The 26312-nt window shown below is 69.8% G+C and carries 34 protein-coding genes; 22 read left to right on the top strand and 12 right to left on the bottom strand.

What is annotated here, in order from left to right:
• Positions 1 to 167: 167 nt before the first annotated feature.
• The 11 genes from ACFW0G_RS21930 (at position 168) to ACFW0G_RS21880 (ending at position 7412) form a co-directional block, all read left to right on the top strand.
• Complete coding sequence (locus ACFW0G_RS21930) at positions 168 to 542, top strand: hypothetical protein (RefSeq protein WP_378327207.1); 375 nt, start codon at positions 168 to 170, stop codon at positions 540 to 542.
• Positions 543 to 677: 135 nt separating this feature from the next.
• Entirely contained in the window at positions 678 to 1760 is a 1083-nt protein-coding gene (locus tag ACFW0G_RS21925; RefSeq protein WP_378327206.1) for a helix-turn-helix domain-containing protein, read from the top strand.
• A gap of 36 nt (positions 1761 to 1796) precedes the next feature.
• The gene (locus tag ACFW0G_RS21920) at positions 1797 to 2468 is read left to right on the top strand and encodes a hypothetical protein (RefSeq protein WP_378327205.1); all 672 of its coding nucleotides are present in this window, start codon (positions 1797 to 1799) and stop codon (positions 2466 to 2468) included.
• 114 nt (positions 2469 to 2582) lie between these two features.
• Positions 2583 to 2879, top strand: coding sequence for a hypothetical protein (locus tag ACFW0G_RS21915; RefSeq protein WP_378327204.1), 297 nt, complete (start codon positions 2583 to 2585; stop codon positions 2877 to 2879).
• A gap of 261 nt (positions 2880 to 3140) precedes the next feature.
• Positions 3141 to 3503 (top strand): hypothetical protein, encoded by a 363-nt coding sequence (locus tag ACFW0G_RS21910; RefSeq protein ID WP_378327203.1) that lies wholly within the window; start codon positions 3141 to 3143, stop codon positions 3501 to 3503.
• A gap of 180 nt (positions 3504 to 3683) precedes the next feature.
• Positions 3684 to 4058, top strand: a complete 375-nt coding sequence (locus ACFW0G_RS21905) for a hypothetical protein (RefSeq protein ID WP_378327202.1) — start codon at positions 3684 to 3686, stop codon at positions 4056 to 4058.
• Positions 4059 to 4213: 155 nt separating this feature from the next.
• Positions 4214 to 4630 (top strand): hypothetical protein, encoded by a 417-nt coding sequence (locus tag ACFW0G_RS21900; RefSeq protein WP_378327201.1) that lies wholly within the window; start codon positions 4214 to 4216, stop codon positions 4628 to 4630.
• A gap of 375 nt (positions 4631 to 5005) precedes the next feature.
• A complete protein-coding gene (locus ACFW0G_RS21895; protein WP_378327200.1) occupies positions 5006 to 5341 on the top strand; it encodes a hypothetical protein in 336 nt (111 codons plus the stop codon).
• A gap of 14 nt (positions 5342 to 5355) precedes the next feature.
• Entirely contained in the window at positions 5356 to 6303 is a 948-nt protein-coding gene (locus ACFW0G_RS21890) for a hypothetical protein (protein WP_378327199.1), read from the top strand.
• A 119-nt stretch (positions 6304 to 6422) separates the two neighbouring features.
• Entirely contained in the window at positions 6423 to 6680 is a 258-nt protein-coding gene (locus tag ACFW0G_RS21885; RefSeq protein ID WP_378327198.1) for a hypothetical protein, read from the top strand.
• A gap of 219 nt (positions 6681 to 6899) precedes the next feature.
• Positions 6900 to 7412 (top strand): hypothetical protein, encoded by a 513-nt coding sequence (locus ACFW0G_RS21880; RefSeq protein WP_378327197.1) that lies wholly within the window; start codon positions 6900 to 6902, stop codon positions 7410 to 7412.
• A gap of 38 nt (positions 7413 to 7450) precedes the next feature.
• Here ACFW0G_RS21880 and ACFW0G_RS21875 read toward each other — a convergent pair whose 3' ends face one another.
• Together ACFW0G_RS21875 and ACFW0G_RS21870 are read right to left on the bottom strand one after the other, a co-directional pair.
• Entirely contained in the window at positions 7451 to 7921 is a 471-nt protein-coding gene (locus ACFW0G_RS21875; protein WP_378327196.1) for an NUDIX domain-containing protein, read from the bottom strand.
• Between the two features lie 11 nt (positions 7922 to 7932).
• Positions 7933 to 8832 (bottom strand): hypothetical protein, encoded by a 900-nt coding sequence (locus tag ACFW0G_RS21870; RefSeq protein ID WP_378327195.1) that lies wholly within the window; start codon positions 8830 to 8832, stop codon positions 7933 to 7935.
• A 167-nt stretch (positions 8833 to 8999) separates the two neighbouring features.
• Between ACFW0G_RS21870 and ACFW0G_RS21865 the strand changes: the two genes are divergently transcribed.
• The 7 genes from ACFW0G_RS21865 to ACFW0G_RS21835 all read left to right on the top strand — a co-directional run bounded on the left by ACFW0G_RS21865 (position 9000) and on the right by ACFW0G_RS21835 (position 13983).
• The gene (locus ACFW0G_RS21865) at positions 9000 to 9617 is read left to right on the top strand and encodes a hypothetical protein (RefSeq protein ID WP_378327194.1); all 618 of its coding nucleotides are present in this window, start codon (positions 9000 to 9002) and stop codon (positions 9615 to 9617) included.
• A complete protein-coding gene (locus ACFW0G_RS21860; protein ID WP_378327193.1) occupies positions 9614 to 10237 on the top strand; it encodes a 2'-5' RNA ligase family protein in 624 nt (207 codons plus the stop codon). Before ACFW0G_RS21865 ends, ACFW0G_RS21860 begins: the two co-directional genes overlap by 4 nt.
• A 364-nt stretch (positions 10238 to 10601) precedes the next feature.
• The gene (locus ACFW0G_RS21855; RefSeq protein ID WP_378327192.1) at positions 10602 to 11342 is read left to right on the top strand and encodes a hypothetical protein; all 741 of its coding nucleotides are present in this window, start codon (positions 10602 to 10604) and stop codon (positions 11340 to 11342) included.
• Complete coding sequence (locus ACFW0G_RS21850) at positions 11339 to 12040, top strand: hypothetical protein (protein ID WP_378327191.1); 702 nt, start codon at positions 11339 to 11341, stop codon at positions 12038 to 12040. Before ACFW0G_RS21855 ends, ACFW0G_RS21850 begins: the two co-directional genes overlap by 4 nt.
• Positions 12037 to 12954, top strand: coding sequence for a hypothetical protein (locus ACFW0G_RS21845; RefSeq protein ID WP_378327190.1), 918 nt, complete (start codon positions 12037 to 12039; stop codon positions 12952 to 12954). The genes ACFW0G_RS21850 and ACFW0G_RS21845 overlap by 4 nt, the downstream gene beginning before the upstream one ends.
• Positions 12955 to 13078: 124 nt before the next feature.
• Positions 13079 to 13339, top strand: a complete 261-nt coding sequence (locus ACFW0G_RS21840; RefSeq protein WP_378327189.1) for a hypothetical protein — start codon at positions 13079 to 13081, stop codon at positions 13337 to 13339.
• The gene (locus tag ACFW0G_RS21835) at positions 13336 to 13983 is read left to right on the top strand and encodes a hypothetical protein (protein ID WP_378327188.1); all 648 of its coding nucleotides are present in this window, start codon (positions 13336 to 13338) and stop codon (positions 13981 to 13983) included. The genes ACFW0G_RS21840 and ACFW0G_RS21835 overlap by 4 nt, the downstream gene beginning before the upstream one ends.
• On the opposite strand, the gene ACFW0G_RS21830 is transcribed toward ACFW0G_RS21835, so the two are convergent.
• The gene (locus ACFW0G_RS21830) at positions 13950 to 14378 is read right to left on the bottom strand and encodes a hypothetical protein (RefSeq protein WP_378327187.1); all 429 of its coding nucleotides are present in this window, start codon (positions 14376 to 14378) and stop codon (positions 13950 to 13952) included. The two genes, ACFW0G_RS21835 and ACFW0G_RS21830, sit on opposite strands and share 34 nt — an antisense overlap.
• A gap of 505 nt (positions 14379 to 14883) precedes the next feature.
• On the opposite strand from ACFW0G_RS21830, the gene ACFW0G_RS21825 reads away from it, so the two are divergent.
• The 3 genes from ACFW0G_RS21825 (at position 14884) to ACFW0G_RS21815 (ending at position 17040) form a co-directional block, all read left to right on the top strand.
• A complete protein-coding gene (locus tag ACFW0G_RS21825; RefSeq protein ID WP_378327186.1) occupies positions 14884 to 15213 on the top strand; it encodes a hypothetical protein in 330 nt (109 codons plus the stop codon).
• On the top strand, positions 15210 to 16079 hold the full coding sequence (locus tag ACFW0G_RS21820) for a hypothetical protein (RefSeq protein ID WP_378327185.1): 870 nt from the start codon (positions 15210 to 15212) through the stop codon (positions 16077 to 16079). The genes ACFW0G_RS21825 and ACFW0G_RS21820 overlap by 4 nt, the downstream gene beginning before the upstream one ends.
• Positions 16080 to 16155: 76 nt before the next feature.
• Positions 16156 to 17040, top strand: a complete 885-nt coding sequence (locus ACFW0G_RS21815; RefSeq protein ID WP_378327184.1) for a hypothetical protein — start codon at positions 16156 to 16158, stop codon at positions 17038 to 17040.
• Between the two features lie 220 nt (positions 17041 to 17260).
• On the opposite strand, the gene ACFW0G_RS21810 is transcribed toward ACFW0G_RS21815, so the two are convergent.
• The 9 genes from ACFW0G_RS21810 to ACFW0G_RS21770 form a co-directional block, all read right to left on the bottom strand.
• Positions 17261 to 17614 carry a hypothetical protein gene (locus ACFW0G_RS21810; protein WP_378327183.1) on the bottom strand — a complete coding sequence of 118 codons (354 nt, stop codon included), beginning with the start codon at positions 17612 to 17614 and terminating at the stop codon, positions 17261 to 17263.
• Positions 17615 to 17655: 41 nt separating this feature from the next.
• Positions 17656 to 19230 (bottom strand): DNA polymerase Y family protein, encoded by a 1575-nt coding sequence (locus tag ACFW0G_RS21805; RefSeq protein WP_378327182.1) that lies wholly within the window; start codon positions 19228 to 19230, stop codon positions 17656 to 17658.
• Positions 19231 to 19272: 42 nt separating this feature from the next.
• A complete protein-coding gene (locus ACFW0G_RS21800) occupies positions 19273 to 19986 on the bottom strand; it encodes a hypothetical protein (RefSeq protein WP_378327181.1) in 714 nt (237 codons plus the stop codon).
• Positions 19987 to 20246: 260 nt separating this feature from the next.
• Complete coding sequence (locus ACFW0G_RS21795; protein WP_378327180.1) at positions 20247 to 20519, bottom strand: hypothetical protein; 273 nt, start codon at positions 20517 to 20519, stop codon at positions 20247 to 20249.
• Positions 20520 to 21206: 687 nt separating this feature from the next.
• On the bottom strand, positions 21207 to 21737 hold the full coding sequence (locus tag ACFW0G_RS21790) for a hypothetical protein (protein ID WP_378327179.1): 531 nt from the start codon (positions 21735 to 21737) through the stop codon (positions 21207 to 21209).
• A 19-nt stretch (positions 21738 to 21756) separates the two neighbouring features.
• The gene (locus ACFW0G_RS21785; protein ID WP_378327178.1) at positions 21757 to 22455 is read right to left on the bottom strand and encodes a hypothetical protein; all 699 of its coding nucleotides are present in this window, start codon (positions 22453 to 22455) and stop codon (positions 21757 to 21759) included.
• A gap of 240 nt (positions 22456 to 22695) precedes the next feature.
• On the bottom strand, positions 22696 to 23277 hold the full coding sequence (locus ACFW0G_RS21780; protein ID WP_378327177.1) for a hypothetical protein: 582 nt from the start codon (positions 23275 to 23277) through the stop codon (positions 22696 to 22698).
• 38 nt (positions 23278 to 23315) lie between these two features.
• Positions 23316 to 23612, bottom strand: coding sequence for a hypothetical protein (locus ACFW0G_RS21775; RefSeq protein WP_378327176.1), 297 nt, complete (start codon positions 23610 to 23612; stop codon positions 23316 to 23318).
• A gap of 37 nt (positions 23613 to 23649) precedes the next feature.
• Positions 23650 to 24486: a hypothetical protein gene (locus ACFW0G_RS21770; RefSeq protein WP_378327175.1), complete on the bottom strand. Its 837-nt coding sequence runs from the start codon at positions 24484 to 24486 to the stop codon at positions 23650 to 23652.
• Between ACFW0G_RS21770 and ACFW0G_RS21765 the strand changes: the two genes are divergently transcribed.
• Positions 24485 to 26116 carry a hypothetical protein gene (locus ACFW0G_RS21765; RefSeq protein WP_378327174.1) on the top strand — a complete coding sequence of 544 codons (1632 nt, stop codon included), beginning with the start codon at positions 24485 to 24487 and terminating at the stop codon, positions 26114 to 26116. The genes ACFW0G_RS21770 and ACFW0G_RS21765 overlap by 2 nt on opposite strands.
• Positions 26117 to 26312: the final 196 nt, after the last annotated feature.

Here is a 26312-nt window from a genome sequence, read left to right as displayed (position 1 = left end):
CCCGCGTGACACCCAGGGTGGTGAGCCGCGCACCAGCCGCGCGGCCCACCACCCCTCTTCCCTGCCCGAACATCGCGTTTGCCCTTGTGCCACAACCACTTTTGCGGTATGTTTGCCATACGCCAAGAGGGAGACAGGCCCCTCACCCGAGACCGGGGAGACATCCGATGGACACCATCACCTACGAAGACTGCTCCGACAAGGACCTCGCCCACATCAGCCGCGCGCTGGTCGACACCCTGGAACAGATGTCGGTCACCGACGTGCTGCCGCTGCGCGCCGCCCAGCCGGGCCTGTGGAACGAGATGCACGCCCGCGCTCTGCAGATCCACACCGTCCACACCGAACTCGGCCTCGCCCCCGGCATCTGCGCCCGGTTCATCGAATTCGCGCGGGAAATGCTCGCCGACGAGATGTGCACGCAGACCCAGCTGGAAACCGACCTCTGCTGCGAGCTGGGCTACCTCATGCCCGACGACATCGACACCCGGCGCCTCACCCTCGTCGTCGCCCGCAGCCTCGGCTTCCGGCCCCGCCGCTAGCCCGTCGCCCACACCCCACCACCACGCGGGAAGGCCGGGAACCACCCGGCACGAACGGATCCCGGCCTCCCCGCAGCACCGAACCGACGTCACCGTCCCACCGCGCGACCGGACCCCGTCAAGGAGCGCCGCATCATGTTCACCCCGCAACGGCTCGTGCTCGCCCGGCATCGGCGCGGCCTCACCACGTTCGCGCTCGCCGACGCCTGCGGCATGACCACCCCGCAGCTCGCCGACCTCGAACGCGGCCACCGCGCCCCGACCATGCGGCAGGCCGCCGTGCTCGCGCAGGTTCTCCACGTCCCGCCCGCCTTCCTCACCACCACCGCCCCCGACCCGATCCCCGCCACGACGCTGTTCCTGCGCCCCCTGCCCGCCTTCGACCACACCGGCCGGCACGCCGCCGCCGCGATCGCCGTTCTGGTCACCGAGATCTACCGCTGGATCGACCAGCACATCCCGCTGCCCGACACCGACCTGCCACCGCTGGACGGAACCGACCCGGCCACCGCCGCCGGGATTCTCCGCGCCCGCCGGGGCCTCGGCACCGGCCCGGCGCCCTCGCTGCCCCGCCTGCTGGACACCCACGGCGTCCGGCTCGCCACGCTCCCGCTGGAACGCTCCGCCATCGGGTCGTTCTCGTTCTGGCACGACGCAACCCCCTACGTCGTGCTCGATACCACCCGGACCGCCGCGCAGCGCCGCCACGACGCCGCGCACGAGCTCGCCCACCTCGTCCTGCACCGCACCCGGCGCCACCCTCGCGCCGAAGCCGAACGCGACGCCGACCGGTTCGCCGCGGCGTTCCTCCTGCCCGAACCCGGCCTCCGCGACCGGATGCCGGACACGACGCACGCCGGTGATGTCGTCGCCGACGCGGAATCCTGGCGCGTCGCGCCGCTCGTGCTCGCCCACCGCCTGCACGATCTGGCCATGCTCAGCACCGACCAGTACCGCGCCGTCTGCGTCGACCTGGTCCGCGCCGACACCCCGCACCACCCGACCGTCCTGGACGCCGAGACCTCCCCGCAGCTGGACACCGTGTTCGCCGCGCTCAGCGGCCGCCGTCACGGGCTCGGCGTGCTCGCCGCCGGAACCCACCTATACCGCCACGACGTCGCCGGACTGCTGCTCGGTCTCCTCACCCGCGACCGCCACGACGTCCCGCGGCCGACGGGCGCCCGCCCGCGGCTCGCGCTCGTCCGAACCCCGCGGTAGCACCAGCACCCGCTCAAGAGGAAAAGGGGATTCGCCATGGCCGTCACCCTCGACGTCCTCGCCGCCCGGTTCCGCTGCCAGCACTGCGCCAAACCGATGCTCTGGAACACCACGTACTGGCAGTTGGTCTGCACGAACCTCCAGTGCTCGGCCTTCGACACACCCATCGACCTGTGGCGCGCCCAGCACCGGCGAGTCGCGCGCGGCGAAGACGTCCCCGCCCCCGGACCCGGCTGGCCCCGCCCGCTCATCGACGGCCGCCCGCACCCCTGGCTCGTCCCCGTCGTCGACGGCATCCCCTGCTGGCTCCTGCTCGACGGCCGGCGCCGCCAGGAAGCCCAGCAAGCCTGGGCCTGCCAGGTTTGCGGCGAGAACCTTCCGCCCCGCGCCGCGGTCATCCTCTCCGCCCGGCCCATCCGCTCCGCCTACACCGTGCTCACCGACTGCGCGCTCCACCCGCGCTGCGTCCGCCTCGCCGCCGCGGCCTGCCCCCACCTGCACACCGGCCGCGCCCGCCTCACCACCGCCACCGTCCGCCGCAGCGACATCCTCTCCGACGGACACCCGCTCCCCGACCCCGTCCCACGCCACGCCGTCGCCGAAACCCTCGGAAAACCCCGCTGGACGATCCCCGAACACACCGTCCCACCCCAGCGCCGAATCCCGCTCGCCGCCGCACTCGCGAACACCTCGCACGGCACGCCGTAACCCCGCACCCGGCACGGGCGGCGGCTTGCACCACCACCACCGCATGAAGTATGTTGCTCATACGCCAAGAGGGAAGTAGGCCCCTCACCGGGAACGGGAATCCACGGAGGCACGATGAGCACCGAGTTTCGCTCCGCCGCCACCGGTGAACTGATGTTCGTCCGCTGGTCCGGCCGCAGCGCCGACATCACCACCGCGATCGAGTTCGGCACGATCACCAACTTCGAATACGCCGCCGCCGCCCGCGCCGGAGACACCTTTCTCCCCATCGGGATGCCCCTCGACGACGACCCGGCCTCCGCCGCCGATCTGGTAGACCTGGTGACGAACGGCCGCGCCACGTTCGGCCAGTTTCCCGTGACCGTGGAGGTCGGATCCGGCGAGATGTGGCGCTTCACCGTCAAGGAATGACGCCCCGCCCTGGGCAACCGTCCCGAGTCCTGACGCCCTCGCCAGGAAAGTCCCGGGTCCACAGGTGACCTCGGCACGGCGCGACGGCAGCAGGTTTCGAGGGCCTCTCCCCTCGGAACCCGCGGTGCGCGACGCCGCCGGCCGTCACCGCAGATCACGGGAATTCTGTGTCTTGTGCCACCGCCGCCGATAAAGTATGATGTTCATACGCCAAGAGGGAAGCGGGCCCCTCGCCGAGAACGGGAGTCCCTGGAGGACAGAATGAGCTTCAGCCGAGAGAACGTCACCTGGCAGGCGCCTGACGGAACGTGGTGCATGGGCTTCTTCACCGTCATCGAGCCGCCGTTCGAGGAACGTGGCGAGGACTACGACGAGGAACACGACGTCGGCTACGACGTCGACACTTTCGAGTTCGCTACGACCGGCCACCGCACCGAGGCGGCCGCCTGGAAAGCAGCTGTCGACGACCGCGGCATCCCTAACCCCGGCGGCTCCATGGTCTACCGGCTCCCCGGCCAGGTCGAAGAGTGCGCCGAATTCGACGCCATGGCCGCCGCCTACCTCTCCGACGCCACGTCTGAGGCGGCTGCGCTGGAATCCGTGAACGCGCACGTCCTGCCGTGAGCCAAGGGGCACGACGAGCGCCTGCGAAGCCGTCGTGCCCGCATGTCGGTATCAAGCCGGGCGGTCCGCACGGGCATGCGGCACGGCGATCTTCCGCCCGGTTGTGCCCGGACACATCTTTAGGTATGATCTCCATACGCCAAGAGGGAGAAGGGCCCCTCACCGAGAACGGAGAAGCACATGTCGCGTCCCACCGCAGAACGGTTCCAGGAACTCGTCGCCGCCATCGCCGGTGACGGCTACGCCGAGATCCTTCTCAACGCGGCGGGGCCGACGCAGTCGTACTGGATCGAGGTCCTGCACAAGGAACCTCGGATCTGGCTTCTGACCCTCCTGGAGCTTCCCCTCGAGCAGGGCGAACGTCTCCTGCGCAACGTCTCGATCGAGCGCACCCAGTACGGATTCGACGTCGTCTACTTCGAGACCGGAGAGCCCGTGGTCCTCGCGGGTGACTTCCGTGGCCTGGAGGCTGCGATCGGAGCCGCGCTCGACTACGTCGCCGCGCCCGCGTGGCATGCCGACGCGCAGCACGCCCACGACGCCTGCGCCGTCTGACCAGATCGCGCGGTCGGCGCGTCCGATGTGGACGCGCCGACTTCCGTTACCCCACAGCAGCATCCGGCGCCGTCGTCGTCGCACTCTCCCGTGTTTCGGTATGCGCGCGATACGCCAAGGGGAAGAAGGCCCCTCACCGAGAACGGAGAAGCACGATGCCACGCCCCACCACCGACCAGGTCCAGGCCCTCGCCACGTTCATCGCCGACTACCTCGGTCCCAAAGTGCTGATACGACCCGAACCCGCAGACCCGACGGCACCTGGCCCGGCACCACGCTGGTGGATCGAGATCCGGCACACGGAATTGGCCATCTGGGTCATCGCGCTCATGTCGGAAATACCCGGCCACGCCGAGATGCGTTCGGTGCGCGCCGTGGTGGTGCAGAACTCCGATCACCCCGTGTTCGACGACTACCTGTTCCAGGTCGTACGCATCGACGGTGAGGAGGCCGAATTCCTGCCCGGCGACCACGACACCGCCGAGGCGGCGATCACCGCCGCGCTCGACTACGTCACCGCGCCCATGTGGCGTCCCGAGGCGCAGCACGCCCATGACCCCTTCGCCGTCTAACCGCGTTGCGTTCGCGGGCGAAAGGAGGTCACAAGCCGATGGCACACACGCCCACCGCCTACATCAACGCCGAGGGCAAGCACACCCACGACCACTACACCGTGCGCGGCACCAGGTTCGCCTTTCCCGCCCTGCCGCCCGAGCACGAAGTCATGCCGGCGACCTACGCCAAGATCACCGGCGAACGCGTCGCGATCCTCGACGAGGCGGAGAACGCGCGCTTCACCCCGACACCCGCGCCGCCCCCGCACGCCCAAACCGGGCGACGGGCACTTCACCCCCGAACCCTGGGAACCCGGCGCGCTCCTCGAACTCGACGACGACGGCGGCCACGGCGAGATCTGGGCCCTAGCCCCCCGCAACCTGCGCTGGGTCGTGCGCGACGGCCACGACGCCTACCTGCTCACCTCACCACGCGGGCACATCCGCGACACCCTCTCCCCCGACCGCGTGCGCGAGCGCGTCGTCGACGGCGTCGCCGAACGCGCCGCGCGCGTCGTCGCCAACTCCGTCGTTCCCGCCGACACCGGCCGGGGCATCGCCTTCGACAGCCCGGAGTTCGACGCCGCGGTGAAGCTGCGCGAGCGCGCGCTCGCCTGGGCCACCGCTCGCCTCGCCCACCAGCTCTACCCCGCCCACTACCCCGATCCCGGTCCGTTCCGCCGCGACCACACCACGCCGGTGGCCGACGGCCCCGCGGCCGCCGCCTGACCCCGAGGAACCTCGTGCTGACCTTCCATCACCCCGACGCCGATCTCCACTTCAGCTGGGACGGCGGGATGCAGATCCTGATCCGTTCCGGGAACAGCTTGCCCGCCGGGGCATTCCCCGACCGGGTCGATATCCGCGAGCCGGACCACGGCACCCCGACGCATCTCTTCCCGTGGACCCAGGCGGCGTTCGACGCGCTCTGCGACACGTGGTGGCGCGGCAGCGAGCTCGGCGCGGGCCTGCGTGACTACGCCGCCGATCCCTGGCAGCACCGTTCGTGGGGGCCCACCGAGGGCGTTTTCCGGTACCGCTACGCCGGCGGATCCCATATCGAGATCGCCCACGCCAACATCGCCGATTGGTACCCGCTGATCGGCCTCGACGCCTCCGGCCGGACCCCGGGCGTCCTGTCCACCGGCTGGCTGATGGAACGCACTCACGGTTGGGAACTCGCCTGGCTCGCCGCGCACGGCATCTCCAGTCCCAGCGACGACTTCGACGACCTCTACGCCGCCATCGTCACTTGGAGCCGCGCCCAGCTGCCCGCACCAGGCCCCCGCGACTCGATCATGGGCGTCTTCAGCAGTTGGCTCTATCGGACCGTCGCCGCGGAGTTCACCACCGACGGCTGGCAGCACCACCACGACCGCGGCGCCGCACGCTCCTACGTCACGCCCGAACGGCCCGTCACGACCACCCGCCGGGCCCAAGACGGCACCCGGTGGAACTTCACCTGGCTCGGCCACCCCTACGCCTGCGTGTGGTCCCCCGACCGCCAGCTGAGTAACGGCGAGCACTACTTCGCCGGGCGCCCCTCCTGCCGCGAGCGCCTCGCCGCGCAGCAGTGGCTCGACGAGCAAGCCGATACCTGGCTGCACGCAATGCAGCGCACTGGCCGGATCCCCGAACCGGTGGCCCCTCGACCAGCCCCCGCGCGGCGACGACGTCCGCGGCGACACTGACCGTCGTCCCCAATGTCGAAGATTCTCTGCGTCGAGGGGTTGCGCCCACCCCCTCCCTTGAAGTATGTTTTCCATACGCCAAGAGGGAGAAGGCCCCTCACCGGGAACGGAGAACACGGATGTCGAACCCGAACACCGACCTGGAAACGCACCGCGTCGCGGTAGTCGTGCTCCTCGACGCACAGGGCGCGGACCTTCGTGACGCCTACAACGTAGGCGAGGCGGCCGTCCAAGCCGCGCTGGATGCCGCTGGCCCGACGATCACTACTCAGACCTTCATGGGCTACCCGCGCGAGTCCCGACTCGTCGAAGTGGAATCCGTCAGCACCGCGTTCCGCAACGGTCTGCTCGACGTCGCCCCCAAACCCGCCAACTGAATATTCGCCCCCGGCGCGCGAACACGACGCTACGGCTCGACACCAGCCGGGGGCACGAGGGGGTCCGGACCACCGGGCGGCAGGAAGGCCCTGCCGCGTGCCCGGTTCCGGCACCCGAGCCAGGCCGGGCCGCTCCCGCCAACTCACACAGCTTCTCCAGTCAGATCCCCGGACATCGGGGAAGGCGTTCGCCGCGAACGGGAGCCCCAGGAGGACAGCATGGCCAGCCAGCACCCGCACCGGGTTGTCTGCCGTGACTACACCCATCAGACCCGCAACCTGGCGGCCGCTCAGGGATATCTCGCTGGTGTCGAGTCCGCAGGCCATTGTCAGCTTCCGCACACGATCGAAGTCCATATCGAAGGCCGCTGGGTGCCGCTGCACATCGCTCTCGCCCGCGAGATCCTGGCCGCCGATCTCCGCACCGTGGTTGACACTCCCGATGGTCGCCTGGTGAAGGCCAGGGGTGGCTGGTCGAAGCAGAAGTGTGAGCACGCCGATCGAGCGGCGAATGTGTCGAGCGACCCGAAGGGGTGGGCCGCAGCCCTCGGCCCGCACGAGCACGCGACGTTGACTGCCGACGGCCGCGGTGCTCGCACTGACAGCTGGTGCCAGTGCGAGCCCGAGCCGACGGCCGAGACATGGATTCGCTACGAGCGATGGACGATGCAGGGCCGCGCCGTGCACGGCTACCTCTGCCCAGGATGCCGAGGCCTCACTCAGACGGGCTGACCGGCCACCATTCCCGCGTAGATGTTGAAACGCAGTGGCTATGCCGGGATCGGCGTGAAGCCGAACTCGCGCAGGATACGTCCGCTCTGCGCGTCGTCCCACGCTTGCCCGATGAACTCGAGCGCGTCATCGGGCAGCCGCTCGGGATTGGCCCAGACCAGCTCGGTGCACTTGTGCGGTTCCCGGATCTGCGGTGTTCCCGTCCAGGCATCGGCGACGTAGAAGATGTCCACACGGGGTTCCTGGCTGAGGCGGAACATCGTGCCGCCCGGCCGCAGCGTGGCCGGGTCGAGGGTGATGCCGAGTTCCTCGTCGACTTCACGGACCGCAGACGCGGACGGTGTCTCACCCAGGTCGACGTGCCCCGCGGGCAGTCCCAGCAGGCCGTCGGCGTAGCCGGACCCGGCGCGACGCATCAGCAGGCTTTTCCCTTGCCGGACAAGGAAAACGTGCACAGCGAGCGGGTAGCGATCGTGTTTGGTGTCAAACACGTACTCCTGGTCGGGCACGAGGCTTCTCCTCAGCTGGTGGTCGCGCGCGCGGTGGCGAGGGCTTGCGGCTGGACGTCGCGGGATCCGTCGACATACACGGTAATGCCCTTGCAGCCTGCCTCGAACGCGGCTGCGTAGGTGTCGTACACGTCGCTCGCCCGCGCCGACGTCGGCAGGTTCACCGTCTTGGACACCGCCTCGTCGACGCAGGCCTGCACCGCGGCCGCCATCGCCAGGTGCCCCGCCGGGCGGATCTGCGTCGCGGTCGCCAGAACCGCACGCAACCGCTCGGGCAGACTCGGATCGTCCGGAAGGCGCCCGTTCGTGTCGACGAACCCCAGCACATCGCTTCGCCCGCCACGAGTGAGCGCGGCGACGACGCTGGCGCGCTGGTGACCAGGTCGGTCGTCGGAGAGCCGGAACAATGGCTCGATCCCGGTCGAGGCGTGCACGACCGGTGCGGAACGCCCGGTCGGCGGGATCGCGGTCGTTGAGGCGTTGCGCAGCTGCCCGGTGGCGGCGATCCGGTCGGCCAGCGCGGCCCAGGCCTCGCGGGTGACGCTGTCCACCTCGAGGTCACCGAAGCGACGTAGGAACGCCGGGTCGCGATAGCGGGAGCGGCCTCCGGACACCGCCGGGCAGCCGCCACGGGACTGGGCGAGGTCGACGGAGGCGAGCTTGGAGACGTAGTTGACCAGCGCGAGCACCTCCTGGGTCAGCCGCCGGGCCTCGGCGCTGTCGTACGGCAGCCCGGCGGCGAGCAGCAGGTCCGCCAGGCCGCAGATCCCGACCCCGATCTTGCGTTTGGCGCCCATCACCCGGGCCGACACCGGCGACGGGTAGTACGCAAGGCTGGCTTCGACCGCGTTGTCCAACGCTCGCACGAGTATCCGGGTCACCTCGGCGATCGCGTCGAGGTCGACCGGCATGATCAGCGGCAGCGGGCTGAGTCGGCCCGCCGCCGCGACGCCAGCACTGTCGACGGGGAGGACTGCGTCCCGGCGATCGCGCGCCGTGGAAGCGACCAGACGTGCCTCGTCGTGGATGTACTCGCGATGTCCAGCGCCTCACCTCCCGCGCTGGCAGCATGAACCACGTGACGAGCGAGGGCGTGACGATGCAGGAGGAGTTCGAGCAGGATCTGCGGGTCCGGAGCGACCGGGCCCCGTTCAGTCAGTGCATGGACTACGCGGCCGCGATCCTGGCGCAATTCCTGCACACCAGCGACCAGTCCCGGCACGCCGACGGCAGCGGGCGTCCGGTCGAGGTCGGTCGGGATGTGCTCACCCTGCTCGGGCTGGCCCTCTATCAGAGCGGCCTGGACCTCTACGCCCGCGACGACGATGGCCCGCCGCGGGGCACGATGGAGGTGTACGACATCCGGCTGGCCGACGCCATCGCCGTGCTGGACGATCGTGCTCGCGCCTGGAAACTACTCGAGTGCAGCCCCGGCCACCTGGACTGGCCCGCTGGCCGGATCCGCGAGCCCTGGACCAGCTTCGCCGCCGCACTGCGCACCGAGGGACCGTCATCGCCGCGGTGGGAACCGATTCGCCAGCAGGCGTTGTCCGCGATCACCGCCGCCCGCAACAGCGTCATCACCCGGCTGGGCCACCTGGTGCACCTGGTGCACCACTGGAACACCTTCGACTGGTACGACACCAGCGGCGACTACAACCTCAACTCCCACGACCGCGACGGTGGTGATCGGTGAGGGAGTTTTTCAACCCGGCGCGGCGCTGGCCGGCCGAGCAGACTCGGCTGCACGTCTACCACCAGCCCGACGTCGACGCGCTCGCTCCACTGCTGAAGATCTACTGCCCGATCCTGGCCGACGCCGGATTCCTGGCCGTGGTCCCCGACCGCTGGCTGCACCTCACCATCGCCCAAATCACCACCCCCACCGCCGATATCGACCCCGCAGCCCGCGCCCAGCTGGCGGCGGCGCTGCGCGAGCGGCTGGGCGAGCTCGAGCCGATCCGGGTCACCGTCGGCCCGGCACTGGTCGGCGACACCTCGCTCGTGCTGGACGTGACCCCGGACCACGACGTCACCGCGCTGGCCGCCGCGGCCGTCGAGGTCATCGACACCGTGCTGGGCCCCGGCACCGCCGACCTCGCCGCAAACGAACGCCCCCACATCACGCTCGCCTACGGCACTGGGACCGGCGATTCCGGACCGCTGGGAGGCCGCCTGCGCCGCGCCACCGGAACCCGCACCGAACTCCTCGTCGACCTGGTCGACCTGGTCGACGTAGTCCAGGACCCACCCTGCTACCGCTGGCACAACATCTCGGCCCTGCCCCTCGCACCGACGCGGCAACCGCGTTCCTAACGACCAGGAAAGCTCCGAAAAACTGATCCGCTATGGCCGGTCTGCTCACGCTGACCTCCTAGCCACGGGTGGCGTTCAGCCAGAAATTCTTAATAGGACACAGAAGTGTCGGATGCCGCTCCGGGCTGGTCTCTGCGCAGGCGGATGTCTTGCCTCGCCTCACATTTTCGGGTATGATTGCCATACGCCAAGAGGGAGTGGGCCCCTCACCCGAGATCGGGAAATCGAGGTTGAGTATGAGCAGCCACGTCGCTATCTCTCTGCGGGGACGCACGTCGCCCGTCGCGTTTCAGCCCGGAACCTGGGTTCTGGTCTTGTCGCCGACGACCCGGGAAACGCCGCTGATTCTGCCGGGTGAGCGAGCATGAGCGGCACCCTGGACCTGGGCATGCTCGCCGCCGATCTCGGTGAGGTGCTCGCCCGCGACGAGTATCGAGTCGACGTGAGCGAGACGGCGATCCGCCATGCCCTGCCCGGCTTTCTCGCCGACCTCACCCGCCGCACCGCCGAGGAGACCGACCACGCGTGGTCCGACGGACCGGATGCAGCCACCTGGACCGCCGACGTATGCGCCGCCGACCCGATTCCGCAGTCCGGGCCTGCCCCGGCGATGACCTGGCTCGATTGGATGTCCAGCCAGAACATCGAAATCGGCGCCACGGCGCGCGACGCGCACTACTGGCGCTGCCCGATCTGCCGGACCTGGGCGGGCCCCTACGCCGATGCCCACGCCGGCAAGCGCGCCGGGATGGACCACCGCTACGAGGCACATGACCGGCTCGCCGGGCTGCGCCTCGAAGCGCACCGGGAGGCCCGACCGCTCGTCGGCACGGGCTTCACCCGCAAGGTCCTCGCCCAGCTTGTCGCCGACCTCGCACAGCGCCACGAGCTGACCGAGGCGGCAGGGGCCCAGGCCGTGCGCACCGTCGCGGTCGCCATCCGCCATGGCGGCTCCGTCGATGACCTGTTGTTCCATCTGCGCGACGGCCACCGCCTCACCGCGGCCGCGGCGCACCGTCTCGCCGTCGACGTCGCCACCGAGCTCGGCCAATCCGGCTGGGCCGTCCAGAACCTGACTGGGGGCCGCGAAGGACGGCGGCCATGACCTCGGCGACCCGGATCGTGCGCGCCGCCCGCGAATGTCTCGGTGACCATCCGCACGCCGAGCAGGCCGTCATGCGGCTGCTCGTCGACCGGCTCGCCGCCCGGCGCGGACACACCCCACCCGCCTGGCCCGCCCTGCCGACGCGCGTCGAGGAGACGACGCTCGAGCAGGCCCGCACGCGCCTGCAGGCCCTTGACCTGGCCAGATGGGAGTTCCACGACGTCGGCGCCGCCTACGAACATCTCCTCGGTCTGACCGGCGCCTGGTACACCCCGCCCGTCCTCGCCGAAGCCACCGTGCGGCTGTCCCTGCAGCCACAGCTGGACCGGCTTGCCGAGCATCCCGACCCTGGCAACGTTTTGCAGGCGCTCACCCTGGATCCGGCTTGCGGCGCCGGGGTGGTCCTGACCGTCGCCGCGCGCGCGATCGCCGCCCGCTACGCCGAGCGCCTCTTCGGCGAGGCCACCGAGCTCACCGTCGCGATCGTGCTGCCCGAGGTCCTGTCGGAGTCCATCTTCGGCGTCGACGTCGACCCCGTCGCCGTCGAGCTCGCCAAGGCCGCGCTGTGGTTCGAGGCCCGCGGGATGTTGCCGATCACCTACCTCGACCGCAACATCGTCTGCGCCGATACTCTGTCCGGCCCGACCGCGATTCCCCCGCGGCTGGCCGAACGCCACGCGGCGGGAGCGGGGCGGTGAGCGCCGCGTCGCAGCTGGCGCTGCCGTTCACCGACCTGTGCGAAATCCCGACCGCGTCCCCATGGTGCCAGCGCTGGAATCGGCGGCGGCACTCCTGGCGCCACATTCGGGATGGCGGGTTCGACTCGTGCCACTACGTGGTCGCCGAGCTGGCGGAGGCCTCCGCGAAGGCGTTCGTGGTCGAACACCACTACTCCGGCTCGTATCCCGCCGCGACGCGGCGATTCGGGCTGTTCGACGTCGCCGATGGCGAGCCGCGTCTGGTGGGTGTCGCGGTGTTCGGCACGCCGGCGGGGCCGACGGTGCTTACGCGGGCCTTCCCCGGCCTCGAACCCGGCGTCGAATCGCTGGACTGCTCGCGATTCGTGCTCAAGGACGAGTGCCTGGCGAATGCCGAGAGCTGGTTTCTCGCGCGCTGCCACGACGAGCTCCGCGCCGCCGGGATCCGCGGGGTGCTCTCGTTCGCCGACCCGGTACCGCGTCGCAATTCCGCGGGACATCTCACCGCGGTCGGGCATGTCGGGACGATCTACCAGGCCAGCAACGCGGTCTACACCGGACGCGCTACCGCCCGGACACTCACGCTGCTGCCGGACGGCACGATCCTCAACGCCCGCGCCGCGCAAAAGGTCCGCCGGCAAGAGCAGGGCCACCGCTACGTCGAGCACCGGCTCATCGCCCTCGGCGCACCGATCCCCCGCGCTGGCGGAACGCCCGCGGTCTGGCTACGCGAGGCCTTGAACATGATCGGTGCCCGCAGGCTGCGGCACCGCGGCGCGCATCGCTACGCGTGGCAGCTCGGCGGCAACCGACGAGCCCGTGAACGTGTCGCGCTCGGACACACCGCTCAGCAGCCCTACCCGAAATGCGCCGACCCCGAACAACAGACATCGTCCTATGTGGATTCCTTGTGACACACGGAATCGTGTAGTCGTTGGCGGGCAGCTGTCTTGTATCCGGCCTGCGCCTTGCGGTATGCTTCTGATACGCCAAGGAGGAGAACGGCCCTCCACCCGAGATCGGGAAATGAGGATCAGCATGAGCACCGACCACATTGCCGTCGACCTGTCGGGCACGCCAGCGCCCATCGCCGTGCGTCCCGGAACCTGGGTCCAGATTCTCCTGCCCGCGACCGGAACCACCGTCATGACCCGCGTCAACCCGGACGGCCGGTACAGGTGCTGCGAGGACGTCGCTCGCGGTATCGCGTTCGTCCGCCCGATCGTGGAGGGCCAGGATGCCGCGCTCGTGGCGCCGATGACTTCTCCGCTGCCCCGGAGGGTCGGTGAACGGGTATGAGGACCGCCGTCAAGGAAAGCGACAGCGCGTGGCTCGCCGGACCGGACGTGGCCACCTGGAGCCCCTCCGTGCGCTCTGAGGATCCCGTCCCGCTGCTCGGGCCCGCCCCGACCATGAGCTGGCGGGAGTGGCGTCTCACCCGGGGCGTCGAGATCGGCGCCGCCGCCCGCGACGCGCACTACTGGCGCTGTCCCGACTGCGGTACTTGGGCAGGGCTCTACCGCCATCCGCGAGCCGCTCAGCAAGCCGGTGCAAACCATCGCTACGACGCGCACGACAGGTCCGAAGCGCAGCATCGGGCCGCGTGGCGCGCGGCCCGGCCGCTCGTTGGCGCGGGTTTCACGCAGGCCGAGCTGGACGAGCTGGTCGCCGAGGTCTCGCAGCACCATGGCCTTGCTGAGGACATCGTCGTCGAGGCCATGCGCAGCATCGCGATCACCATCGCGCTCCACCTCGACGTGTCGAAGCTGATGGTCGAGTTGCGCGACGGCAGTCAGCTCACCCGGCTGGCCGCCTACCGACTCGCCGTCGACATCGCCACCCGACTCGACCAGGAAAACTGGGTCGCCCAGCACTGGACGCCGGGAACCGAGCACCCGAACTCGACTCATCACGGAGAGACGTCCGTTCGGGAAAGCAGGTAGGGAATCCATCCCCCACCGAACGCCCCGCAGTGGTCGACGAAGGCAGCATGCACTGTCTCGGGTGAGCGTACTTGCTCGCCCAGCTCGTCCAGGATCTGCAGCACGAGGGGAAACACGGTGGTTGCCTCGTTTCGGCCGGGCTGGCGTGTGCAACCGAGGAACGCCACCGTGGGCCGATCGAGGCTCTGCTCGATCACGGTGCGGTAGGCCGAAGTGCCGCCGTGGCAGCATCCGAGCACGAACACCGGTGCACGAATGCCCTCACCGGTGTCCTGCCGGATCCTCTCCGCCGCGAAGGGCACCACGGACGTCCTCCCACCGAACACCGGACGATCGTCTGGTGCGCCGGTGCCGTGGCCGTCGAGCACAACGACATCGACGTCGGCACTGGCCATCCGCAGCGCCGCGGCATGCTCCCGGGGTGTCCTGACGGTCACGCACTGCCGCGGGGCGCCAGCTGCCACCCGCTCCAGCCGCCAAAGGATCCCCGTATTTCGGCGGCCGGTTATCAACAACCCGCGCAAGCCGCCCCCTTGTCTCCACGTGCCGAGGCCTCCGTCCGTGCTTGGGCGGTTGGCTACCACGTCCGTACCCGTTCGCAGGACTCTGCTGACAACGAACACCCGAAGAAGTACGCTATCCGTACGCCAAGAGGGAACAGTGGGCCCCTCGCCGAGATCGGAGGATTCGATGATCGCCCAGGTGACCAGCACCGACTCATCTCCGTCCGCGAGCGCCCGCGGCGCGCGGGCCAGGCCTGGCCGACGATCGGCGCGCCGGAATCCGGCCTGCCGGCCACGACCAGTTGCCCTCGAGCACCACCACTATTGGGTACCTCTCATCGTGCCGGTCGTCCGCCTTCCCGCGGTTGGGCGGCACTCGACCTGCACGGAGACCTTGATGACAACCACCACCGACGAGATCAGCGCTGAGGCTCTCGGAGCCGCGTTCAGCGCCGCGAAGAACGTCGCGGCCAATACCGGCCAGCCGGTGCCGATCATCGGCGCGGCCCGGTCCCTGCTCGAGCAGTACACGATCACCCGGCGCAGTGATGGCTCGCGTCCCGCGGCCGGCGAGCTCGGAGCCGCCTTCGAAGGCGGGCTCGAATACGCGATCATCGATGTCGGCGCCCCCGCCGGCAGTCTCTACTCCACCGCGGCGTCGCATGTGCTGGCCGGCTACCTCGTCCTCGCGCGCACCACAGAGCCCGATGACAGGAGCAGCCGATGAGCCTCGACACCACCGCGGCCGGCGTCGTCCCCGCGCCGTTGCTGCACCCCACTGCACAGCGGTGGCTGGAGGACATCGCCCACGCCCTCCTGGTCGCCGCCCACCAGCGTGACCAGACCCGCCTCGAGGCCCGCGGGATCCGGCTACGCCGGGCTCCCGGCGTCTACGCGCCGGCGCCGTTCGATCCCGACGACGCCGATCGTGCGCCGTCGAGCTGGCTGGCGCACCACACCCAGCAGCAGGCCGACTCCTCCGCGGCGGCGGCCGCCGAGGTGCACATGCTGCTGGCGGCCGACTACCTGCGTGCCACCGTGCATGCTCTGCGCGAGCTGCGGGGCCGCCGGGCCGTCACCGCCCGCAACCTGGAGTCCGCCGGCGACATCCCCGTTCTCGTCGGCCAGGCCGCCGGCGACGTGTGGCGCGCCGAGCTCCGGCCAGACCTGCCGGCCATCGAGGACATCGACGTGTTCCCGGCGACGTTGTGGTCCCGGCGGGTCCGCGAGGTGCATCGGCAACTGGCCGAGGCCTACGCGGACGCCGCACGCTGGGAATCCACCGCCTGCAGCGCCGGCGATGCTGACGCCGAGGACATCGACGAGCTCGGTGAGCACCGGGGTCTCAAGCTCGAGGACCTCCGGAAGTCCGCGGCCCGGATCCCTGAGCTGCTCGTCGAGCTGGCCGGCACGCTGCATGAGATGGCGACCCAGCGCTCGTTCGAGATCCTCCGGTACGACCGCCGCTTCGCCGACCGTGCCGCGGGCAGGTGTGTGCCGTGTGACGTCTGCGGTGGTTGCGAAACCGGGCCGCTGCACTCCTGCGCTCCCTGCGACTGCCACGTCGACCCCCACGACAGCGCGGGCATCTGAACCGGACGACGAAGGGAATCGACGAGATGGGGACCACGTTCCAGGCGGCTGGGCACCGACGCTCGGGTCGACCACGGTGATCGAGCTCATCCGCGCCGGCGACACCGATGGCGTGGGCGACGACGTCGTCGCCGGCTACCCAGGGCGCGACGTCGGTAGCCGGTTTGGACGGCACGGCGATCAGCGTGAGGTCGTCGTATCAACGAGTTCGTCGATGTCCACAGAAGACACAATGACCAGATCGCCCGGCGCGCTACGTGTCGCCGACCAACATGATCAGGAGATCACGATGGCACCGCCACCGCCCATCCTCACCAAATGGGCCAAGCAACGCATCCTCAGCGCCAACCTGAACAAGGAGGCCGCTGAAGCCCATTTTCGTCAGACCATCCGAGAGGTCGTCGCGGCGCGGGAAGCCACACCCACATCCATCACCCGCCTGCTCGGCACGAAAAACAAAAACCGGATCTACGACATCATCAACGCGGCACCGGAAAAGGCCGCTCCCCAGCCGCCGGTCATGCCGGCCACGGTTTACCTCCGCGGGGCCGGCTATTCCGACCGGGTGTGGAAGCGCGTCAAGGCCGCCATGTGGACTCGCGGCTGGCACACCACTGTCGACCGGACCCAGGCCTGGGCCCTGACGCGGGGTGGCCTCGACGTGGTGCTCTGCGACTTCTCGCTACGGAATTCGAAGGAGTCAGTTCTGGACGAGGAGCCGATGCTGGACGAAGAAGGGGAAGTGCTAGACGACACGGTCAACATCGGGCTCGTTCGAGGGACGATCAACGAACGGAAGCAACGCTTCGATCTGGAGTTCGTCGACGGCAGCGGCGGCCATTTCGAGCGGCCGAAGCGCAACGATGATCTGGATGAGCACGATCTTGCCGAGATCGTCGCCGAGGTCCTCGCGGCGAAGAAGAAGCCGCGCCGGAGCACTCCTTCCGTCTTTCGTGCGTGATCCCAGAGCCCTGCGTGAAAGTCGGCGGCCTCGAGGTGCTGCCACTCGCCCGGCCACGGCACCAGCACCTGGCACCGGCGTGGAGCCCCTCCTCACGACGCGAGCCTCCGCGCAGGAGCTGCGGCAAGGCGCCGTCATTGACCCCTCTTGGTGGTTGGGGTGGATACACGGTATCCACCCCAACCACCGCTTGAGCATGGTGGCCCGGCTGGATGTCCGGCTACGGAAAGCCCGGTGCGGACGGTTCGGGGCTGGTGGCGTCCTCGCGCCGGAGCGGAACCTCGTCCAGGTTCTGGAGGACGATCCCCGGCCGGATGCCGGATTGCCAGAAGTACCGGGCGGCGACGTTCGCGATCGCGCTGCGGTATGGCCAGGGCAGGCTCTCCTGGCTCACACCGGTCTTGGACTGCAGAACTGCCCTGGCCACCGTCTTCGCCTCGTGACGGATGCTGTTCTCGCGCACGATTCGCGCGGCCTCCTCCGGCTCGGTCTCGGTCTCCGCGCGGCGAACCGCCTGCCGCGCCGCCTCGGCCAGGATGGCCTCGGCCGCGGCGGTTTCCATGTCCTGCGACACCTCGTGTTTCCTCTCCTTACAACGCGCTGGGCCACGACGGCTCAGTCGTAGAGGCCTTCGACCGTCCACTGCAGAGCGTCCCCGGTGGCCTGGCCGCACAGCAGCAGCGCGACGTCCCCCTCGCCTCGCTCGTCTTCGAGCACCACCTGGATTCTGACGACGCGGCCGCTGTGACCTGCGTCCTGTCCCTTCAGGACGGAGGGCCACGGGCCTGCCCAGGACTCGATCTCGCTGGCCGCTCGCCCCTCCAGCGTGACGGTCCGGGGTGGATGGGTCAGCTGGACGCGGCCGGTAAGGCCGACCGGGACGCCGTCGGCGTCGTGGACTTCGACCGGCCACGGCCGCTCGGGCACGGTGGCCGGGGACGGTGCGGGCAGGCGACCGGGCCAGGGTCGGTCGTCGTGCGGGTCGTACGGATCGCCCCAGGGCACGTACTGGACTCGCTCGGCCGGTCCGCGGCCGCCACCGAGCACCGCGGTGACCACGCCGTCCGGGCCGAGGATGCCCTGGACGCGCACCAGCGCGCGGCCCGCGCGATCGGCGGCGTCGGGACGCCCTCCGGCGGTGGGCAGCGCCTGCTGCAACGATCCGCCGCCGACAATCTCCTCGGGTGCCAGCCGCAGCGTGGCGATCCCGGAGCTCGGGCGGTCTTGCTCGTCGCGACGTTGCAACCAGCCCTCGACCTGCCAGCGCAGCCGATCGGATATCCCTTGCGCCGTCAGCAATTCCGTCGTCCGCCACACCCGGGTAAGGCTTTCCCCGGTCTCGGTGGTGGCCTGGATCGCCAGCTGGGTGCAGGCCAGGCCGTGCCCGCCGAGCAGGGTGTGCAGCCGCGTCCCGAGCGTCTTGGAGGCGAAGGCCACGACGTCGACGCGATCCATCGGCGGATCGAACTCCTGCTGCACTACGAGCTCTGGCGGCGGGCGGCGCCGCACGGGAGGTCGTTCGGACAGGCCTCGGGCGAGCCGGTGCGCCATCACTCCGTCCCGACCGAACCGGCCGGCGACCGCGCTTTCCGGCAGTTTCGCGAAATCGCCCAGTCGCGTCATGCCGAGCCGTCGCAGCAGATCGACGAGGTCGGCCCGGCCGGAACCGGGCTGGTCCAGTTCGTCCAGCGACTGCGTGGCAAGGAACGACGCCGTGGAACCGGGGGCAACGATGGTTCCGCCGCGGGTCCGGGCGGCGAGGATCGCGCCGAAGAGGCTGTCGGCGGCCCCGACTTGGGCCTCGACGCCCGCGTCGGCCGCGACGTGATCGATCAGCAGCTCGGCGAGCTCCGGCTCGCCGCCGTGGTAGGTCGCTGCTCCAGCGATCGGGAGCGCCACGAGTCCTGCGCGCACCACTTCCACGCCGGGGGCGCGCTTCTCGACCGCGGTCGCGACGTTCTCGAAGACGCGGGCATCCCGGTCGGGATCGTGGGTGAGTACGGCCAGGTCGGGACAGCGGGCCTGCGCCTCCCGCCGGCGCATGCCCCGCACGACACCGCGTTCACGAGCCGCCGGGGAACATGCGACAACCCGGTTCGCGTGAAAGGCCGCGGCAGGCGCGGCGACCGGCACGCCGGCGACGGCGGCCGCGGCGACAACGGGCCAGTCCGGACACCACAACACGAGCATTCGGGTGGAGTGGAAATTCTGTGTCTGCTGCGACATCCGCGTCTAGCCCGCCACTTCCCGATCCCCCGGGCTCTCGCTCGCGCCAGTGCCCGGTTGTCGTTCGAGCCCGCCGCCGGGACCGGGCAACCGCAGCGGAACGGACGCTCCGGCGGCGGCGCTTCCTCTCCCATCCCGGTACACGACGATCTCGCGGTACTCGAGGCGACCGCGCCCGTCGCTCGCGCCGCCGACCCAGCGACCAGGTCCGCAGCGCAGCTGCTGATCGGCGCCCGGCCACGCACCGGCCGCCAGCAACAGCGCGTTCCGGGAGCGCGCCCGACGGGCCAGTCGTTGCGCCGTCGACGCCGGCAGCGTCTGGCACACCGACCGTCCCAGCACCACAAGATCGAGACCGTCCAGCAGTGCCCCGACCACCGTCGTCAGATCTCCGCCCGGCCGCGGCACCAGCACCAGCCGGGGCAGCGTGACACCGAGTTCGCTGGCGGCCGCCAGGCCAAGGGACGGCATCCCGACCACGGCGGCCCACGACCCGGCGGCGGTGGCCCCGGCAAGCAGGGCGAGCAACAACGAGGTCGATCCGTGCACTGCCACGGTCGTTCCGCGACGCAGCTCAAGCAGTGACGTCAGCGAGCCCGGCACGGGAAGTGCCTCCCCGCTCGCGGACGCCGAACTCCGCGCGGCGGCGAGCGCGGATGCTGTCCGCACACCTGGCAGCGCGGCCAGGCGGGCCACGGCATCCTCTGCAGCGACCGTCACCTGCAACCACCTCCCCCGCCGGGCACGAACCGACTCCAGGACCCGGACGTCCGTGCGGGGAAGGTCACGACGGCCGGCCACACCTGGAGCAGGCTTCCACATTCATCGTACGTATGTTCGACTTCTTGTGGAGCATCGTCACTCGGTGCGGACGTCCTGTCAATGTGGCGTACGCCCACAGCCAGGGACGTCACGTCCGGAACAGGATCGCTGTTCGATACGCGATCGGCGGGACGCTCCTGCCTGGCAACGCCACCGAATCAGGACGGGCGCGGATGCTGCGACTGGACGATGTTCATGGCGCCGGGGTACCGGGTGATCATGTCGTTTAGCTGGTTGAGCACCGATCCGAAGGCAGCCTCGGCGATGTTCGGACCACCGGGCAGGGCGTTGTTCCGGAGTGCGTATTGGATGGACGCGATCAGCAGCATGGCACTGAACGGCCCGATCTCCACGGTCGCGCGCTCTCCGACGAGCTCGGCTTGCAGCATGGCCTGGAGCACGTCCCCGTCCGACTGCTCGGGGTTGGTCATCGCAGCTCCGTTCGCAGCGGAACATCCAGCAGAGCCCGGGCCCCCAGGATCCCAGGTCGGGCGGCTCAAGTACATCCGATCGAGACGACCGAGCATCCGTCGCGTCACCGTAGACCTGGCCGCTGCCACTACACGATCGCTGCCGGGGCGCCTGCCGCGAAGGAGTTCGAAAGCGAGCTCTGCGGACATAGTTCTGCCAGAACAGGTTTTTGGGGACATGACCCAGCACAGCAAGTGCTGGCCAAGTCCGAAAGGCGGAAGATCATGGGCAAAAAATCACGGGGCCGCGGGCGCCGTCACTGTGACCCGCTTTGCCGGCGGCGGCGTTACACGCGGCGCCATCGCGAGGAGTTCACACCCGACCTGACGGCCGAGCTGGTCGACGACCCGATCGTCGGGGAGTTCGTCAAGCGGTCGGTGCGACACCGCGGAACTCGATAGCGGATCAACCCCCTTACCCCCAGATGGTAGCCGCGCCGGTGTCATCGGTCAGCCGGATTCGCCGGATGCGGTGACGCCGGCGCAGGGACCCGCCGGGTCACTGCCGTGGCGCAATCGGGGCGGCCGCGATCCGCGCGCGTTCACGAAACGTCATGGAGATCGTTGTGGGGTTACCTGTCGGCGAGGCCGACCAGACGAGCGCGTCGGCGAGCGAGATGTCCCCGGCGACGATCCGGCGCGCGTGGGTCAGGAAAAGTGGCCGCACAACGGCTGCGGTCGGTAGCCGCCGGGAACGTCGGCGCTGATCGCCGCCCAAAATGGCCGTGCGTCGCGCAGGTGGCCGCCGAGGGTGTACCAGGCGAGGCCGGGGTTCTCGGCGCGCAGCGCGGCAAGCCCGGCGCGGGCCAGGCCGCACCCTCGATATGGCTCCTGCGTGGATGGCTGCTCGACCCAGCCACAGCGGCAGCGGCCGCAGATGACGTAGTCGACGCCGAAAACCTCCTCGCCCTCGAGGAACGCGACACGCTCGCGCCAGCCCTCCCGCTCCCACGACGGCCTGTCCTGCCACGGCTGGTCCGACAGCATCGGCGCCGAAGCCGGCCAGCCGGTCCGGCGCCGTATCCGCGTGCCGCCGACGAGCCACCGCTTCAGCGGGGCCCAGCGGCCAGGTCGACGACGTCGACCGGCAACCTGGTGTGCGTGCGCGGCCACCTGTTTCGCCGCGGCTCGCCGGGCAGCATCGTCGACCGGACCCGAGCCGGATTCGGGGACAGGCATCAGCGGGCCTGCGGTGCCGTCACGCTGGCGGGGATGGGGGCTGGATGCCGTCGTCGCATCCGGCTGGGCAGGGTATGGGACCGTCGGCCGCGTCGCGGGTCCAGCCCAGGCCCTCGCAGGTGTCACACGGCAACGCTCCGGCCTTGAACAGGACGTGGTGGCGATGTTCGGTGACGATGGCGCGGCAGGCCTTCCACATGGCGGCCCGGACGTGGTCGGGAAGGTCGAGGTCGGCGAAGTGCTCAAGCACCAGGGGATCGATCGCCGCGACCGCCTCGTCGTGACCCGGGTCGATCCACTGGCCTTCCTCGGGAAGATACCGAGCCGTGGTGCGGCCGAGTTCCCGGGCGACGTAGGCGACCTGGTCGGCCTTGTGTCCCGAGGCCGCCGGGTAGAAGCTCAGCAGCAGGTTGGCGGCGTGCTGCTGCGCGGAGATGCCCTGGAACTGGAACCGCGCCTGCGGTTTCTTCCCGTGGCGGTTCAGTTCCTGTTCGACGGTGGGTGCGTTCATGTGCCGGACGTCCTTCCTGGCGCTGATGACGATGTCTTGCGACTTCAGGTCCGCGTAGACGGTGGGGCGGCTGATCCGGGCGGCCGCGGCGAGGGCCGCGATGTTCGTTTCCCCAGCTCGCCAGGCGGCTGCGATCAACCGAGCTCGCGCTCCCGGGGCTGCCCAGGTGCGCAGCGCCGCCATCGCCTGGTCACGTGACATGCTCACCAGGGCAACGTATGTAAAGCGATTTTACATGTCAAACTTCTTGCACCGTTCGCGTGAGGACGATCCTGGCGAGAAGGCCTCTCGTGCCGATCGCTGCACCGGGAGTTCCCGATGCGGGAGGCCGGGTCGCCGACGGCGCACAGCCGCGCATCCATCCCTGCTCGTAGCGGACGGCGCCGTGGCCGCACGGCTCCGGGATTCTCCGGGCCCAGCAGCAGGCTGCTGGAGCGTCGGTGAGGATCAGTCCTCTCCGTCGAGGTCGCGTTTGCGTTGGTCCCGCCGTCGCTCCCAGGCGATACGTTCCGGTGTTCCGGTGATCGGTGGACCGAACATGGCATCCCGAACCTGTTCGGTGACGCGGACGGCGAATTCCCGGCTGTCCTCGGCCCGCACGTGCGCGGCGTAGGGAGTGACGGTCTGGTCCTCGGGCAGGGCCGCGCACCGCAGGATCAGGAGCTGCCTGTGCAGCGGGTTGTACACGTCGGCCGGCTTGAAGCGGCCGGTCAGCGGGTAGTCCCAGGATTCGGTGACCGGCAGGTTGGGATCGCCGTACCACCGGCCGGTCTCATCGCGCATCGCGAAGGCGACGGGCACGCGCGCGATCGTCTTGCCGATCAGCGGTTTGGTGACGCCCAGACGCCGGGCGAGTTCGCCGTGGGACAGGTGGCCCGCGGTGGCCGGGTTGGTCGCCTCGATCATGGCGGTGGACCGCTCGGCGGCCATCACGGCCTTGGTCGCCTCGATCAGCGACGGGCTTTGGGCGGCGCGGTCCAGCGCGGGCAGCGTGATGAATCGCTGCAGCGCCTCGATCAGCTCGGCCACCGTGCGAGGCCGCGCCGCGCCGTCGCCGGCCGGGGTGGTCACCGGTCCCCCGGTGTAGCCCAGTGGGCGGCGAGCGCCTGCATGGCGGTGGCGGCCGCTGCCGCGAGCTGCGACTCCACGGCGGCCGCTGCCTGGTACTGGTCGGAGCTCAGGTGATCGGGCCTGTACTCGTAACCGCCTTCTGCCGCTTCGGCGCGAGCTTCCGCGGCGAGGACGTCGGGATGCGCCAGCGCCATCCGCAGGTGTTCCTGAGCGGCCTGGGTGTGCGCCTCGTAGGTGCCCCACAGACGGAGGATGGTGTGCTGCCTGGACTGGGTTTGGGTTTCGTCGGCCATACCCTCACCGTACACCCTAGGGTTTACTGTGGCAACCCTAGGGTGTACCCAACCGGTGTCGATCAGGCGCCGCTATTGGATCGCTGGCCTCGTGGTCTGGCGCCGGGTTTTCGGGGCGGTAGTGGTGGGTGTCGCCGCCGACTTCGCCGACGGTGCGTTCGGCGATGGTGACGGTGACGCCGTCGAGGTGGCCTTTCTTCTCCAGCTGAGCGGTCAGCAGACGATCGAGGGTGACCTCGGCGTCGTCCTGGTCGGTGTGCGTGGAGATGTGGCGATGGATCCGGCCGGTTTCCTCGGTTTCCAGGGGCCGGGCGCGTTGCCCGCCGACAGCGAGGCCGTCCACGATCAGAATCCACACCGCAGCCGCGGCGCGGTCGATGCTCATCCTGACCCGCAGGGCGAGGGTGCCATCCGGGGCGCAGCCGAGGCGCTGCGCGACGTCGGTGGTGGACTCGGCCAGGCCCAGTTGCAGCGTCCGGCGCGCCACCTCGAGTTCGCTGGCGCCGGTCGCCGCGACCAGCTCGGCCAGCGGCCGTCGCTGTTCCCAACCGGACCGCACCGTGTCGTCGGCCGCGGTGTCCCAGTAGAAACTGCCTGTACGTTCGGCCGCCGCGCGCAGTTGCGCACGCCAGTCGAAGTCCGGATCGTCGGCGAGTTGTGCGCGCAGCCACTGCTCGGCCGCGGCCGCAGTTCGGCGCTCACCGGGCGGCATCAGCTGGCGGCAATGCGAGCCGACCGCCGCAGTGCCGCGGCGAAGCCGGGCGGCGATCTCCTCCAGCTGGAGTCCCGTCCGCAGTCCTTCGATCAGCAGCTGGTTGTCCTCCTCCGTCCAGATCTCGCCAGCGCGGCGCACCGGTCCCTGGGGCTTCGTCATGATGTTCATGCTGGCAGCCGACCCCGACATTTCCTCGGCGGAATCCGGCCGATGCGCGCGATGCGACCGGGATGGCGCAGCGCGATTCCCCCGTCAGGCTCACGTACACCCTCTTCGCAGCACGTACCGGACCCGAACTGTCGTGGTAATGGCCGATACTGGTGGAGACGTGCTCGCGACAAAGGAGGTGCTCGGCGTGGCGCTGCGCACGCTGCTGGCCGATCCGTACACCCGCTTGGAATTCGGTCGCGACGGACTCGAGGAATTGAGCCGCAATTTGTGGCCTGTTCTCTGCCAGACGTGCGGTGGCCAGCTGGGCGAGGACCCGCCCGCCGTCGTGGTCGTGGAAGATCTGTTCGAAGTGACCGCGTCGTTGCACCACCAGGGATGTCAACGGCAGCGTTGGACCGCGCATCCTCTCGACCTGGCTCAGCGGTACACCTCAACGCATTTCCGTTTTGTGGTGGTGCCGTTCGGGAATCCCGCCCGGGACCCGTTTCTCCCGACGGTACTGATCAATCCGTCGCTCGAATTGGTTTCGTTCGCCCGCGAGGGCGACAGCTACCGCGCCACGACCGTGGCCGGACTTCGCCCGCTGGGGCTTCTGCCGCCGCAGAACGGACGGCTTCCCACGCCGGAGGCATCCCGGCGAGGAACGGTATCCGCCTGGTTGCTCGAGGATCGCGTCATCGTGCAGTACGGGAATCTGCAATGGCCGGTGCCCATCCCGGATGCAGGCACCATCCGCCGGGCCGGTCAGGTCGTCCTCGGAGTCTCGACCGCGTTCGACCCCTACAGCATGGACAACCCCGAACAGATCAAACGAGTGCTGCGGGCCGGGGACATCGCCTTGGCGACCGTTCCGCTCAACACCACCGAGCCCGCACCGGACATCTCCCAGCCCACCCTGCTGATCGAATCCGATCTCGCCTTCGCCCACGAGGCCGACTCCGCCGACTGGCGACCCGCGTCCGTACCTCACCGGCAGCCGACCTATGACGCGGCCACCGGCCGATGCCGGATCGGCACCGGGCAGGACGGGCCGGCTTACTGGCAGCTCGACATTCCCGGCACCGAAATGACGAACGGGCTGATCACCGGCCCCCCGAGGACCGGCAAAACCAACGCGCTGCGGATCGTGGTCTTCGAGGCCCTGCACGCCGCGGTGTTCGGCGTGGCCATCGCCGATCCCCTCGGCCGGAACCAATGGAACGCCTTCGATCGCGTCACCGCGGTACCGAACATGACCGACATCGCCGCCACCACCGATTTCCTCCGCGGACTCGCTACCAAGGTCCGTGCCGTCCACCGCAGCGAAGAACCCATGCCCATGCCCCGCGGACAACGCGGCGTGATCGTGGTCCTCGACGACGCCCAGCACGTCCTGTGTGATCCGGCTACGGCCGAAGCCGCCGAGACGATCGCCACGCTCGGCCCCAAGCATGGCATCGGCCTGGTCGTCGCCACCGAATCGACCGACCTGGCTGGCTTCGCCGACCGGACCGGGCTCGTCCGCGCACTCACGCGATTCAACCGCTGCGCCTTCGGCGGCTACCATCCCCAGCTCGCTGAACTCATCGCCGTCTCCGGAGGTCACATCTCCCCGGGGCCAGCCCACCCAACTTCTTGAAGGCCTGGAGCCGCGCACCCCGACCAGGTCCGCGCGGAACTGGGTACGAGCGAGCCCGACGCAACCCGATGCCGCCGGCGCCCGGAATTGTCGGTGGCTGCCGCCACACTCGTCACCGACAGTGGCAGAACACGAACTGATCGCCGAGCAGGAAGGCTCCCCACCCGATGACGGCAAGTACCCGTAGCTACTACGG

The sequence above is a fragment of the Amycolatopsis sp. NPDC058986 genome (assembly GCF_042741125.1).
GTDB lineage: Bacteria > Actinomycetota > Actinomycetes > Mycobacteriales > Pseudonocardiaceae > Amycolatopsis.
Note: the sequence above shows the minus strand (reverse complement) of the source record. Positions and strands in the feature narration are given on the sequence as shown.

Excerpts from the sequence above, each read along its gene's own strand:
- ACFW0G_RS21930 (WP_378327207.1), top strand. The coding sequence starts at position 168 with ATGGACACCATCACCTACGAAGACTGCTCCGACAAGGACCTCGCCCAC.
- ACFW0G_RS21925 (WP_378327206.1), top strand. The coding sequence starts at position 678 with ATGTTCACCCCGCAACGGCTCGTGCTCGCCCGGCATCGGCGCGGCCTC.
- ACFW0G_RS21920 (WP_378327205.1), top strand. The coding sequence starts at position 1,797 with ATGGCCGTCACCCTCGACGTCCTCGCCGCCCGGTTCCGCTGCCAGCAC.
- ACFW0G_RS21915 (WP_378327204.1), top strand. The coding sequence starts at position 2,583 with ATGAGCACCGAGTTTCGCTCCGCCGCCACCGGTGAACTGATGTTCGTC.
- ACFW0G_RS21910 (WP_378327203.1), top strand. The coding sequence starts at position 3,141 with ATGAGCTTCAGCCGAGAGAACGTCACCTGGCAGGCGCCTGACGGAACG.
- ACFW0G_RS21905 (WP_378327202.1), top strand. The coding sequence starts at position 3,684 with ATGTCGCGTCCCACCGCAGAACGGTTCCAGGAACTCGTCGCCGCCATC.
- ACFW0G_RS21900 (WP_378327201.1), top strand. The coding sequence starts at position 4,214 with ATGCCACGCCCCACCACCGACCAGGTCCAGGCCCTCGCCACGTTCATC.
- ACFW0G_RS21885 (WP_378327198.1), top strand. The coding sequence starts at position 6,423 with ATGTCGAACCCGAACACCGACCTGGAAACGCACCGCGTCGCGGTAGTC.
- ACFW0G_RS21880 (WP_378327197.1), top strand. The coding sequence starts at position 6,900 with ATGGCCAGCCAGCACCCGCACCGGGTTGTCTGCCGTGACTACACCCAT.
- ACFW0G_RS21870 (WP_378327195.1), bottom strand. The coding sequence starts at position 8,832 with ATGCCGGTCGACCTCGACGCGATCGCCGAGGTGACCCGGATACTCGTG.
- ACFW0G_RS21855 (WP_378327192.1), top strand. The coding sequence starts at position 10,602 with ATGAGCGGCACCCTGGACCTGGGCATGCTCGCCGCCGATCTCGGTGAG.
- ACFW0G_RS21850 (WP_378327191.1), top strand. The coding sequence starts at position 11,339 with ATGACCTCGGCGACCCGGATCGTGCGCGCCGCCCGCGAATGTCTCGGT.
- ACFW0G_RS21840 (WP_378327189.1), top strand. The coding sequence starts at position 13,079 with ATGAGCACCGACCACATTGCCGTCGACCTGTCGGGCACGCCAGCGCCC.
- ACFW0G_RS21835 (WP_378327188.1), top strand. The coding sequence starts at position 13,336 with ATGAGGACCGCCGTCAAGGAAAGCGACAGCGCGTGGCTCGCCGGACCG.
- ACFW0G_RS21830 (WP_378327187.1), bottom strand. The coding sequence starts at position 14,378 with ATGGCCAGTGCCGACGTCGATGTCGTTGTGCTCGACGGCCACGGCACC.
- ACFW0G_RS21825 (WP_378327186.1), top strand. The coding sequence starts at position 14,884 with ATGACAACCACCACCGACGAGATCAGCGCTGAGGCTCTCGGAGCCGCG.
- ACFW0G_RS21820 (WP_378327185.1), top strand. The coding sequence starts at position 15,210 with ATGAGCCTCGACACCACCGCGGCCGGCGTCGTCCCCGCGCCGTTGCTG.
- ACFW0G_RS21805 (WP_378327182.1), bottom strand. The coding sequence starts at position 19,230 with ATGCTCGTGTTGTGGTGTCCGGACTGGCCCGTTGTCGCCGCGGCCGCC.
- ACFW0G_RS21795 (WP_378327180.1), bottom strand. The coding sequence starts at position 20,519 with ATGACCAACCCCGAGCAGTCGGACGGGGACGTGCTCCAGGCCATGCTG.
- ACFW0G_RS21790 (WP_378327179.1), bottom strand. The coding sequence starts at position 21,737 with ATGCCTGTCCCCGAATCCGGCTCGGGTCCGGTCGACGATGCTGCCCGG.
- ACFW0G_RS21775 (WP_378327176.1), bottom strand. The coding sequence starts at position 23,612 with ATGGCCGACGAAACCCAAACCCAGTCCAGGCAGCACACCATCCTCCGT.
- ACFW0G_RS21765 (WP_378327174.1), top strand. The coding sequence starts at position 24,485 with ATGATGTTCATGCTGGCAGCCGACCCCGACATTTCCTCGGCGGAATCC.
- ACFW0G_RS21770 (WP_378327175.1), bottom strand. The coding sequence starts at position 24,486 with ATGACGAAGCCCCAGGGACCGGTGCGCCGCGCTGGCGAGATCTGGACG.